The organism is Actinoallomurus rhizosphaericola (assembly GCF_024055675.1).
GTDB lineage: Bacteria > Actinomycetota > Actinomycetes > Streptosporangiales > Streptosporangiaceae > Actinoallomurus > Actinoallomurus soli.
Map to the genome: position 1 here is coordinate 45665 of NZ_JAMXMW010000016.1, position 11592 is coordinate 57256.

Here is an 11592-nt window from a genome sequence, read left to right on the forward strand (position 1 = left end):
TGCGTCAGGGCAGGCGGCGACGGTCCCCTGACCTGCGGCCGCGCTGCCGCCGGCCGGGAGGCCGTTCCATTGGCTGATCCGAACGGATCGGTCATCCGTGCTGGCCCTCCGGGCTCGCTCCAACGTAGGAGCCCCGAGCGGGCAAGCTAACAATCGGTCATACCGCCGTCAACACCTCTGGTTGGGATGTTCTTCGTATTTGTCTGCTACGCGTTCCAGTGGACGAGGCCGGACATCGCAACGGGCTTCCCGTGGAACCTAACTAGAACCTGTTGCAGTTCGCTGCTGCGGCACCTATGGTCGGGACTGTGCGGACACGGGTAACGGAACTCTTCGGCATCGAATATCCGATCTTCGCTTTCAGCCACTGCCGGGACGTCGTCGCGGCGGTCAGCCGCGCGGGCGGCATGGGCGTCCTCGGCGCCCTCTACTTCACCCCCGAGCAGCTGGAGACCGAGCTGGCGTGGATCGACGACCACGTCGGCGGCAGGCCGTACGGCGTCGACGTGGTCATGCCCGCCAAGTACGAGGGCGCGGACCTCGGCGACGCCGGCGAGCTGCTCTCCAAGCTCCAGGGCATGATCCCCGAACGCCACCGGCAGTTCGTCAACGACCTGCTGGAGCGCCACGGCGTCGACCCGCTCACGGAGGAGGGCGCGGGCCGCTACCTCCTCGGCTGGACCGACGCCACCGCCCGTCCCCAGGTCGAGGTGGCGCTGAAGCACCCGATCGCCCTCCTGGCCAACGCGCTCGGGCCGCCCCCCGCGGACGTCGTCGAGCAGGCGCACCAGCACGGCGTGAAGGTCGCCGGCCTGGCCAGCAACGCCCGCCACGCCAGGAAACAGGTCGAGGTCGGCGTCGACATCATCGTCGCGCAGGGCACCGAGGCCGGAGGCCACACCGGCGACGTGGCGACGATGGTGCTCATCCCCGAGGTCGTCGACGCCGTCGGCCCGGACACCATCGTGCTGGCCGCGGGCGGCATCGGCCGCGGCCGTCAGGTCGCCGCCGGCCTCGCGCTCGGCGCCGAGGGCGTCTGGACCGGCTCGATCTGGCTCACCGTCGAGGAGGCCGACACCCCCGAGGCGTCCCGCGACCGGCTCCTCGCCGCGACGTCGCGCGACACCGTGCGCTCCCGCTCCTGGACCGGCAAGCCCGCGCGGATGCTCAAGACCGCCTGGACCGACGCCTGGGAGTCCCCGGAGTCGCCCGGCACGCTCCCGATGCCGATGCAGTTCATGCTCATCTCCGACGCGCTCCGGCGGATCAACCGCGCCGGCGCGGGGGAACTGACGACCTTCCCGGTCGGCCAGATCGTCGGCTCGATGAACCAGGTCAAGACCGCCTCCCAGGTGATCTACGACCTCATCGAGGAGTACGTCGAGACGATGGAACGCCTGAACGCCCTCACCGAATCCTGACCCTCCGGGTGCCGCCGGCGGGCGCGGGCCCGTGCCCGCCGGCGGCCCGCCACGGCGGCTCAGGCGGGCTGGACGGCGTCGATCTCGGCGAGGATCTCGCGCTTGCGGTCCTCGCCCAGGAAGGACGCGCGGACGCCGTTGCGGGCCAGGTCGGCGAGCTGCTCGCGGCCGAGTCCCAGGTCCCGCGCCGCCACGCGGTACTCGTTGGTCAGCGTCGTGCCGAACATCGGCGGGTCGTCGCTGTTCAGGGTCACGTACAGGCCCTCGGCCAGCATCCGGGGGAGCGGGTGCGCGGAGATGTCCGGCACCTGCTTGGTGCAGACGTTCGAGGTCGGGCAGACCTCCAGCGGCAGCTGCGTCTCCCGCAGGTACGCCACCAGCTCCGGGTCCTCGATACAGGCGATCCCGTGCCCGATCCGCTCGGCCTTCAGCTCCCGGATCGCCTCCCAGATCGTCTCCGGACCGCTCATCTCCCCGGCGTGCGGCACGCTGTGCAGCCCCGCGGCGATCGCGGCGCGGAACGCGTCCCGGATCGACTGCTGGTGCGAGAGCCGGTCCTGCTCGACGCCGCCGATGCCGAAGCCGACGAGCTTCTCCGGCGGGTGGTTCAGCGCGTGGTCGAGGGTCCCGCGGTCGGCGTCCTCCCCGAACTCGCCGGGGATGTCGAAGACGTAGGCGACCTCGATCCGGTCCGCGACCTCACGGGCGGCGAGGTCCAGCGCCTCGGTCACGGCCGGCATCGTCATCCCGACCGACACGTGGGAGTACGGCGTGACGGTCAGCTCGACATAGCGGACGTTCTGCGCGGCCAGGTCCCGGGCCACGCCGGTGACCAGCGTCGCGACGTCCTCCGGCTCCCGGATGAGGCCGTTGACCGCGAAGTAGACCTCGGCGAAGTGCGGGAAGTCGCGGAACTCGAAGAACTCCCGCAGGGCCGCCTCGTTCGTCGGCACGTTGTGGCCGGTGTGCCGCCGGGCCAGCTCCAGCACGGTCGGCACGGACGCCGAACCGACCAGATGAACGTGAAGTTCGACCTTCGGCAGCGCGTGGATGAAGTCATCGGTGACGGTCATGCCGGGGAAGCTAACAGCGCCGAAACCCGCCGAGCCAGAGATTTCCGCCGAACCTGACACCGATTGGTCAATTTCCGCACAAGCGGGGACCGCGGCCCGCCGCGGGCCACGGTCCCGGTGAGGTCGGCCGCTACCAGCGGAGCAGCCAGGCGAGAACGCGGCCGGCGACGAGGTAGACGGCGGCGGCGAACAGCCAGTTCTCGGTGAGCTGCTTGCGCGCGTCGCCGTTGCGGAACACGTCGTGGAACGGGGTCGCCAGCCAGGTGCCGGCCCGCATCACGGTGTGCACCACGTCGTTGGCCTGGTTGGCGCCGCCCCAGGCCAGCGCGATGCCGAACAGCAGGATGAGGGTGATCGTCCAGGCGGCCAGCCACACGAACGCGCTGAGCCCGTCGTGCCGCTGGAACCGCCGGACGCGCGTGGTGTTCCAGCGCCGGGTCCGGGTGTCGCTCACCGCCGGAGCCGAGGCCGTCGTCTCCGCCGCCGAGTCGCGCCGGCGCCGCCATATCTGCGTGGCCATCTGTTCCTCCTCAGAGGCCCGAGTTTTGACGAAGTTGTCCCTCAGAGAAAAGCCACTAAACGGTCACTTCCTGTAATCACCTGCGACGAACCCCGCCGTCCTGACATGGTGAGCAGCCGAATCGAAGGTCCGTTCGCCCTCGACCCGCGGGAAGGAGAGAGGCGCTTCGCGCGGAGGAGGGCGCGTTGTCCTGGTGCGCTTTCGTCGACGAGTCCGAGTCCAACCGCAAACTCGACCCCGACGTCTACATCCTCGCCGCGTCCATCCTGCCGCCCGAATCCAGGGCGGCCGTACGCGAAGCGATGTTGCGGTCGCGCCTGCCGGGTGAGCGCAAGGTGCACTGGTATCACGCAGCAGAGAAGCGTCGACATCTCTTGAGCGATGTCGTCGCCTCCCTGAGCGCGCTCCACCTCGTTGTCGTGCGGAGTGGGATCCCCGGTGAGCCTTCTGAACGCCGACGCCGCAAATGTCTGGAAACGCTGCTGTTCGAATTGGCGTCCGCAGGAGTCAGCGAGGTGATCCTGGAGTCACGGCAGGACAGGCAGAACAAGAGCGATCGTCGACTGATCGACACCCTGCTCGCCAGGAAGGTGATCGCGCCCGAAGTCCGAATCCGTCACGCGTTGGGTCCTGCGGAGCCGCTCCTTTGGCTTCCGGATATTGTCGCAGGCGCGGTCGTCGCAGCACGTTGCGGGCAACCGGAGTGCTTTGATCGAATCAGCGACATCGTCAGCATCTGCGAGATCGGGCCCTGACATGCGCAAGCCCGGGACCCCACCGTCCAGCGGGACCTTCCCGGGCTCACTTCCTGACCCGCTCCGAGAAGCGGCGGCCTTGTCGCTTAGTGTGCCTCGTTCACTGCGAAGCGTCAACCGATATCAGCGGTCAGGGCCTCGGCGAACCCAGGGCATCGAAGGGGTGACGGTCAAGCGGGCGAACCGCTGCTGATCGTCAGGTTTGCCAGTGATCGCTAAGGTGGCGCTCGGAAAGTCCGGTGCCACCTCCGGACGATCGCGTGTGTGGGGGTGTGGTGAAGTCGCTCGCGCCAGGAGATCCCACGCACATCGGCCCATACAAGCTGGTCGGGCGTCTTGGCGCCGGCGGGATGGGGCGGGTCTATCTCGGTCGTGATGTCAACGGCCGGCAGGCGGCCATCAAGGTGGTGCGAGCCGAACTCGCTGACGAGCGGGACTTCCGTCGCCGGTTCGCCCGGGAGGTCAAGGCCGCTCGTGCGGTCGACGGCAGGTACACCGCCGCGGTCTTGGACGCCGACCCCGATGCCGAAACTCCGTGGCTGGCCACCGCCTACATTCCGGGCTCCTCGTTGGCCGACCGCGTCGCCGATCACGGTCGGATGGACGAGGGCGAGTTGCGTCGCCTGGCGGCGGGCTTGGCGTACGCGCTGTCGGCGATCCACACCGCCGGGCTCATCCACCGCGACCTGAAGCCGTCCAACATTCTCCTCGCCGGTGACGGTCCCCGCGTCATCGACTTCGGCATCGCCCGGGCAGCCGAAGCCAGCGCCCTCACCCGCACGGGTGTCACGATCGGGTCCCCGGGCTACATGTCCCCTGAGCAGATCAACGGACAGCCCGTGGAGACAGCCAGCGATGTGTTCTCTCTCGGCGCGGTGCTCGCCTACGCCGCCACCGGCCGCTCTCCGTTCGGCGCGGGTGCCACCCCCGCCCTGCTGTACCGGGTCGTGCACAATCCGCCCGACCTTACCGGCGTCCCCGCCGCGCTGCTGCCGCTGCTCAGCGCCTGTCTGGACAAGCGTCCGGCGGCCCGACCGACCGTCCAGCAGATCCTGGACACCGTCGTGCCACCGGTGATGGTCGCCCCGACTCTCGTCCAACAGCCCGACACCCACGTCGAACAGTCCGACACCCACGTCGCTACCAGAACGCTGCCCACGAGGCCGGTGCTCAGCCGGCGGCGCGTCCTGGCCGCCGGCGGCGCGGCCGCAATCGCCGTGACCGCCGCAGTGACCGCCCCCGCCCTCCTGACCAGCAGCCGCACGAAACCCCGTACGAACGGCCCCAGCCCGGCACCGGTCGACACGCGCCCGGTCAACCCGCCGCAGACCTTGTGGCAGCTGACCGTCACCACCGGAATCAACGCGGTCGAAACCCTCTCGGCCGCGACCCGGGATACGGTCCTGGTGGCCGAGAATGCCGAGGCGGACGGTGGCGAGGTCAGTGGGACGCTGTCCGGCCTGGATCCCAAGACCGGCACGCGCCGTTGGAAGTGGGCTGCTCCCGGCATGCCGGCGATCCGCGCGGTCGCCCAGGATCACAACACGCTCTACGTGGCCGCCGAGTCCCGGTTCTATACGCTTGAGGAGGCCGGCAGGAAGCAGCGATGGTCCGTCAAGGCACCTTTCTCCGTGTTCGCCGTGGCGGACACCGCGGTGGCGGGCTGGACTGATGACTTCTCCGGCTCCTCGACCTTGATCTGCCTGGATCGGGTCGACGGCCACCAGCGATGGACTTACAGTGCCGGCGCCGCCGACACGGACTGGATCAGCGTCTCCGACACGACCGTCGCCTTCGCCGACGGCAGCCAAATGACCGCGCCGAACGTCTACGCCATGGACACGGTCACGGGCAAGCAACGCTGGCAGTTCAACGCCGGCAGGGATTTCGGCCATCCACTGGCCACCAGCGACACCGTGTACGTGGGCGGTCAGGAATCATCGCCGTTCTGCGCGCTCGACGCCAAGACCGGTCAGGTCCGCTGGAAGGCCGCGTTCGGGCAGACCGACGCGGCACCGGTGGTCGACCGGTCGACGGTGTACGTCATCGACGACAGAGCCAACACCCTGCACGCTCTCAACGTCACCGACGGCTCCCAGCGGTGGAAGTTCGACGGCACGGCCTTCAAGGGCGTGTGGGGCCCGTTCAACGGCATCGTCTACCTGACCGGCTACTACGACATGACCTACGCCCTGCACGCCGAAACCGGACGCCTCCTGTGGAGCTACCACGCCATTAAGCCACTGCAAGTCGCCACGACCAGCGACGGCACTCTCATCCTCACCTGCTCCCCGGCCGTGGACAAGAACACCCTGTACGGCCTACGCGCGTAGCAGACCCGCCGCGTACCAGCAGGGACTCGCCGGCGGAAAACGTCGAGCGCCGCACGACCGGCCCGGGCTAAGGCGAAGAGTTGTTCGTGACGCGAACACTCCACGGCGGCGGCGTCCCACAGAGGGTTACAGGCGGTCAGCCATGGTTCCGCGACGACCCCAGGACTACATCGCCGTCGCGAACCGCGTGTCCGGCCGGAACCTGACCGGTCTCTTCGACGCCTGGCTGTACGGCGCGAAGACCCCGCCGATGCCCGGCCACCCCGACTGGACCGCCCGGCAGCCGTCGCCCTCCGCGACACCGCCACCCGCCCACTGAGCGAGCCGCGGTGACCGCTGCGCCCGTGGACGGCCGGATCGCAGGAGCACAGCCGTCCACGTGGGTCGCCACGGAACCGGGGCCGCACAGTCCGGGATGAGCGCGCGGGCCGGGTACGGCCATGCGCGAGCATGGACGCCGGTGTCCTGGCCCGTGCGGGCCGGGCGGTAGGGCGAGGGAGACTCCATGCGGACGATCGGGATGCTGGGCGGCATGAGCTGGGTGTCGAGTGCGGAGTACTACCGGTTGGCCAACGAGGTGGTCCGTGAGCGGCTCGGCGGACTGCACTCGGCGCGGCTGGTGATGGCCTCCGTCGACTTCGCCGACATCGAGGAGCTGCAGATGAGCGGTCGCTGGGAGGACGCCGGGCGGCTGCTCGCGGATGAGGCGCGCAAGGTCGAGGCGGCGGGCGCCGACCTGCTGCTGATCTGCACGAACACCATGCACAAGGTCGCCGACCAGGTTCAGGCCGCCGTCGACATCCCGCTGCTGCATCTGGCCGACACGACGGCGGCGGCGGTCACCGCCGCCGAACTGTCCACCGTGGGGCTTCTCGGCACGGCGTTCACGATGGAGCAGGACTACTACCGCGACCGGCTCGCGAGCCATGGGCTCACCGTGCTGGTCCCGCCTGCCGCCGATCGCGCCGAGGTGCACCGCATCATCTACGACGAGCTGTGCCTGAACGTGATGTCCGCCGAGTCTCGCCGGACCTACCGGCGGGTCATCGCGGGGATGGTCGACGCCGGCGCCGAGGGCGTCATCCTCGGCTGTACCGAGATCGAGCTGCTCGTCGGCGCGGCCGACAGCCCCGTGCCGGTGTTCCCCACCACCCGGCTCCACGTGGCGGCCGCCGTCGACGCCGTCCTGCGGCCCGTGCCCTGACGAACGACTCCGGACGCGCGACACCGGGCCGGACACGCCGTGCGGGATGAACCCGCTGCGCCTTCGAGTTCACCTCCGCACCGGCGTTCACGGCTTCGGTGCCTGGACGGGGACGTTCGCCACCGCCGGGAAGCCCGGGACCCGCACGGTGACGGTCCGGACGCCTGCGGGCAGCCGGAACATGTTCCAGCCGACGAGGCTGCCCTGGGCGCGTACGACGACGTCGCCCTGGTGGAGCGAGTACCCGGGGAACACCGCCTGCTGCCTGGTGTCCGTGACGTTCTTGTACTCGTCCTGGCCGACGCCCAGCACGATGCGACCCGGCCCGGCATTGCGGAAGACGTCCGCCAGGTCGGTGGCGAACCCGGCCGGGATGGGGTGCTTGTTGACGTTGTGAAGCGTCCATGTGAGCACCGCGAACCCGTTCGGCTCGCGAATGAGGCCGGTGACACCGAAGGTCATCGACTTCGGCCACGGCAGCAACGGGATGGGCCTCTTGCCGGCGTGGACCGAGGCGAGCGCCGGAGGCTCGGGCCGTCCGGCCGGGTCCGCGTTCGCGGTGGGCAGTGGCCGCTTGTCCTGCGGCGGCTGGGCGAGCGCGGCGAACGTGATGACGACACGCCGGTTCAGGGCGCGCCCGGCGGGCTTGGTGTTGTCCGCGATCGGGTCGGCGGATCCGTGTCCGGCGGCCGAGTACCGGATCTCCTGCCGTTTCACCAGTTTGCGCAGGGCCGCGCGGACGTTCTCGGCGCGCTTCTTGGAGAGGGGGAGGTTCACCGCGTCGGTGCCGGTGTTGTCCGCGTACCCGTCGACCGCGACGGTGTCGCCCGGTGACTTCTCGATCTTCGCGCTCACCTGCTTGAGGAGGGTCCTCGCCTTCGCGGTCAAGGCCGCGCTGTTCGTCGCGAAGAGCACGTCGGAGGAAAGCCGGACGCTGGTCTTGCCGCCGCCGGTCGCGTCGGTCTCGTCGCCGTGCCGGACCGTGGTGACGAGCGGGTAGCTCTCCGGCGCGGCCGCGGGCGTCGTCACCGGGTTCAACGGCGTGCCGCCCGGCCGCTGATGCAGAACGTACGGGGCGTGCGCCGTGACGGGGACGCCGAGGAACGGCGGCGTGTTCGGGAACACCACGATCATCTTCCCCGCGCCGCCCGGCGCCGCCGGGAAGACGGCGTCCACGTCGACCTGCTGCCCGGCCTTGACGTCGGTCAGTTCCGTGCACAGGCAGGCGCCCGCCTGGGTGCGGAGCACCGGGTACTCGGTGGCGTGGGCCGGGTCCAGGAGGAGGGCGCCGCTCGGCGCGTGGTCCCCGGGGTGCGCCGGAGCGGCCCACGCGGTCGGCGCGACCGCCGATCCGGGCCCTGCGGTGACGCGGAACCGGGCGACGACACGGGCCGGCGCCACCTGGTCCAGTCCCATGAGGTCGACCGTGAACGACTTGCCCGGCCACGACATGTAGTGCGTGCGCAGCGGGGCGCCGTCGACGCGCACCACCCCGTGGGCGGACGGCTTCGCCGTGGGGGACGCCGACGCGTCGCCGCCGGTCTCGTCATTGCAGCCGGCCACCCCGACGGCCACGACCACCGCCGTGACGACCGTCCCCAAGCCGCGGTTGACCCCGCCCATCGCCGCCCCATTCGTGGTGATCACGTCGAATCAGTCGCAGGATGGGACGGCAGGGCGCCCTGCACGGTTCCGCCCTGATCACCGGACGGCGGCGCCCCGCTATTCGCCGGTGAAGACGGCGGGGCGCTTCTCCCCGAAGGCGCGGGAGCCCTCCTTGGCGTCGGCCGAGCCGATGACCGGCCAGCCGAGCTCGTCGGAGATCTTCAGCGCGTCGGCCTCGGGCAGGCCCTCGGTCCTGCGGTAGGTCTCCAGGATCGCCTGGACGGCGAGGGGGCCGCAGGAGGCGATCTCGTCGGCGAGCTCCCGGGCGGTCGCCAGGGCCCGGCCGTCGGGGACGATCCGGTTGATCAGGCCCATCCGCAGCGCCTCCTCGGGGGAGACGGACCGGCCGGTGAGCAGGATGTCCATCGCGAAGGCGTACGGGATCTGGCGGGGGAGCCGGATCGCGCTGCCGCCCATCGGGAACAGGCCGCGCTTCGCCTCGTACAGCCCGAGGGTGGCGCCCTCCGCGACGACGCGGAGGTCGGTGCCGACCAGCAGTTCGGTGCCGCCGGCGACCGCGTACCCCTCGACCGCGCTGATCAGCGGCTTCTTCGGCTGAGAGTCGCGCAGCAGGCCCTTCCAGTGGAAGTCCTGGATCTCGGACGCGCGTCGCCGTACCCGCTCGTCCTCCGACGGCCGGCCCATGGCCTTCAGGTCGGCGCCCGCGCAGAACTGCCCCTCGGCCCCCGTGAGGATGGCGACCCGGACCTCCGGAGTATCGGAGACGTAGGCCCACGCGTCGGCCATGCCGACGAGCATGTCGGTGCTGAGGGCGTTGCGGGCCTCGGGCCGGTTCATGGTCACGATGACGACGTGGCCGTCGCGCTCGACCGTGCAGTGCGGGGTGCTGATGGGCAGTCGTTCCGCCATGGCCGTCCTCCCTGCTCGCGGCCGCGTACGCGTCACGCGACACCGAAACAAGAACGGATTCTAGTGACGTGCATCGCATCCGAACAGGGGTTGTCGATCAAAACGAGAACGTGATCTACTGCGAGCGGAACCTCCGTACGACCGGTGTCGAGACGTACAGGGAGTAGTCCATGGGCTCGTTGGGCTTTTGGCGGCTGGCGGACAAGGACCCGGACTGGGTCGCGGCCGTGGACCCGGACGGGACGGAGTACCGCGCGGCGGAGTTGCTCGCCCGCTGCAACCGGGTCGTGCACGGGCTGCGCGACCTCGGGCTGCGGCCGGGCGACGGGCTCTGCGGGCTGGTGCCCAACGGCGTCGACGGCCTGATCCTCTACCTCGCCGCGCTGCAGGCCGGCTGGTACTACACGCCGATCAACTGGCACCTCACCGGCCCGGAGATCGGCTACATCGTCGCCGACAGCGAGGCCAAGGCCTTCTTCGTGCACGAACGGTACGCCGCCGAGGGCGCCCGTGGGGCGGAGGAGGCGGGGCTCGACCCGCGGCGGCGCTTCGCGTTCGGTGAGGTGCCGGGGTTCCGGGACTTCGGCGAGCTGGTCGCCGGGCGGCCGGACACCCTCCCGGAGGACCGTACGAACGGCGCGACCATGCACTACACCTCGGGGACCACCGGGCGGCCCAAGGGGGTCCGCCGCGCGCTGGCCGGGATCGACCCGGACGACAGCGCCGAGCTGATGACGTTCCTGCTGACGTTCTTCGGCTTCACGCCGGGCCGGCCGAACGCCCACCTCGTCACCTCGCCGAACTACCACACGGCGGTCACCCAGTTCGGCGGATCGGCGCTGCACATGGGGCACACGCTGGTCTACATGGACCGGTGGGACGCCGAGGAGGCGCTGCGCCTCATCGAGCGGTACCGGATCACGAACACGCACATGGTGCCGACCCACTTCAAGCGCCTGCTGTCGCTGCCCCAGGAGGTGCGCGAGCGGTACGACGTCTCGTCGATGCGGTGGGCGATCCACGCGGCCGCGCCCTGCCCGGTGCCGCTCAAGCGGGCGATGCTCGACTGGTGGGGCGACTGCATCTGGGAGTACTACGCGGCGACCGAGGGCGGCGGCACGATCGCCAGCCCGCAGGACTGGCGGGAGCACCCCGGGACGGTCGGCAAGGCCTGGCCGATCAGCGAGCTGCTGATCGTCGACGACGACGGCAACGAGGTTCCCCGGGGCACGCCCGGCACCATCTACATGAAGATGATGAGCGCCTCGTTCGAGTACAAGGGCGACCCGGAGAAGACGCGGGCGAACCGGCTCAAGGACTACTTCACCGTCGGCGACGTCGGCCACCTCACCGAGGACGGTTACCTGTTCCTGTCCGACCGCAAGGCCGACATGATCATCTCCGGCGGGGCGAACATCTACCCCGCCGAGATCGAGAACGAGATCATCGTCCACCCCAAGGTCGCCGACGTCGCCGTCTTCGGCATCCCGGACGACGAGTGGGGCGAGCAGATCAAAGCCGTCGTCGAGCCCGCCGAGGGCGTCGCGCCGGGGCCGGAACTGGCCGAGGAGATCCTCGCCTCCCTGGACGGCCGGCTGGCCCGGATGAAGTGGCCGCGGTCGTTCGACTTCATCGAGCGGATGCCGCGCGAGCCCAACGGCAAGCTCCTCAAACGCAAGCTGCGGGACCCGTACTGGAAGGACCGCGACAATGCCATCTGAGCGGCGAGCCGACGAGCGAGTGGAGTGGCC

10 protein-coding genes are annotated in these 11592 nt (G+C 70.2%); 6 read left to right on the forward strand and 4 right to left on the reverse strand.

The features are described from left to right. Positions 1-308 precede the first annotated feature (308 nt). On the forward strand, positions 309-1421 hold the full coding sequence (locus NE234_RS30460; protein ID WP_252784239.1) for an NAD(P)H-dependent flavin oxidoreductase: 1113 nt from the start codon (positions 309-311) through the stop codon (positions 1419-1421). A gap of 59 nt (positions 1422-1480) precedes the next feature. On the opposite strand, the gene add is transcribed toward NE234_RS30460, so the two are convergent. Together add and NE234_RS30470 are read right to left on the reverse strand one after the other, a co-directional pair. Next, on the reverse strand, positions 1481-2494 hold the full coding sequence (gene add / locus NE234_RS30465) for an adenosine deaminase (RefSeq protein ID WP_252784241.1): 1014 nt from the start codon (positions 2492-2494) through the stop codon (positions 1481-1483). 130 nt (positions 2495-2624) lie between these two features. Continuing rightward, positions 2625-3014 carry a hypothetical protein gene (locus tag NE234_RS30470; RefSeq protein ID WP_252784242.1) on the reverse strand — a complete coding sequence of 130 codons (390 nt, stop codon included), beginning with the start codon at positions 3012-3014 and terminating at the stop codon, positions 2625-2627. 185 nt (positions 3015-3199) lie between these two features. Here NE234_RS30470 and NE234_RS30475 point away from each other — a divergent pair, with 185 nt between their 5' ends. The 4 genes from NE234_RS30475 to NE234_RS30490 all read left to right on the forward strand — a co-directional run bounded on the left by NE234_RS30475 (position 3200) and on the right by NE234_RS30490 (position 7306). Then, positions 3200-3769: a hypothetical protein gene (locus tag NE234_RS30475; RefSeq protein ID WP_252784244.1), complete on the forward strand. Its 570-nt coding sequence runs from the start codon at positions 3200-3202 to the stop codon at positions 3767-3769. Between the two features lie 275 nt (positions 3770-4044). Next, entirely contained in the window at positions 4045-6102 is a 2058-nt protein-coding gene (locus NE234_RS30480) for a protein kinase domain-containing protein (RefSeq protein WP_308206948.1), read from the forward strand. A gap of 142 nt (positions 6103-6244) precedes the next feature. Continuing rightward, complete coding sequence (locus NE234_RS30485; protein WP_252784248.1) at positions 6245-6421, forward strand: hypothetical protein; 177 nt, start codon at positions 6245-6247, stop codon at positions 6419-6421. Positions 6422-6607: 186 nt separating this feature from the next. After that, complete coding sequence (locus NE234_RS30490; RefSeq protein WP_252784250.1) at positions 6608-7306, forward strand: aspartate/glutamate racemase family protein; 699 nt, start codon at positions 6608-6610, stop codon at positions 7304-7306. A gap of 87 nt (positions 7307-7393) precedes the next feature. On the opposite strand, the gene NE234_RS30495 is transcribed toward NE234_RS30490, so the two are convergent. Together NE234_RS30495 and NE234_RS30500 are read right to left on the reverse strand one after the other, a co-directional pair. Then, entirely contained in the window at positions 7394-8953 is a 1560-nt protein-coding gene (locus NE234_RS30495; RefSeq protein ID WP_252784251.1) for an OmpA family protein, read from the reverse strand. Between the two features lie 75 nt (positions 8954-9028). Further along, a complete protein-coding gene (locus NE234_RS30500; protein WP_252784252.1) occupies positions 9029-9841 on the reverse strand; it encodes a crotonase/enoyl-CoA hydratase family protein in 813 nt (270 codons plus the stop codon). Between the two features lie 170 nt (positions 9842-10011). Here NE234_RS30500 and NE234_RS30505 point away from each other — a divergent pair, with 170 nt between their 5' ends. Next, the gene (locus NE234_RS30505; protein ID WP_252784254.1) at positions 10012-11562 is read left to right on the forward strand and encodes an acyl-CoA synthetase; all 1551 of its coding nucleotides are present in this window, start codon (positions 10012-10014) and stop codon (positions 11560-11562) included. The last annotated feature ends 30 nt before the right edge of the window (positions 11563-11592 follow it).

Excerpts from the sequence above, each read along its gene's own strand:
- NE234_RS30470 (WP_252784242.1), bottom strand. The coding sequence starts at position 3,014 with ATGGCCACGCAGATATGGCGGCGCCGGCGCGACTCGGCGGCGGAGACG.
- NE234_RS30500 (WP_252784252.1), bottom strand. The coding sequence starts at position 9,841 with ATGGCGGAACGACTGCCCATCAGCACCCCGCACTGCACGGTCGAGCGC.
- add (WP_252784241.1), bottom strand. The coding sequence starts at position 2,494 with ATGACCGTCACCGATGACTTCATCCACGCGCTGCCGAAGGTCGAACTT.
- NE234_RS30505 (WP_252784254.1), top strand. The coding sequence starts at position 10,012 with ATGGGCTCGTTGGGCTTTTGGCGGCTGGCGGACAAGGACCCGGACTGG.
- NE234_RS30485 (WP_252784248.1), top strand. The coding sequence starts at position 6,245 with ATGGTTCCGCGACGACCCCAGGACTACATCGCCGTCGCGAACCGCGTG.
- NE234_RS30490 (WP_252784250.1), top strand. The coding sequence starts at position 6,608 with ATGCGGACGATCGGGATGCTGGGCGGCATGAGCTGGGTGTCGAGTGCG.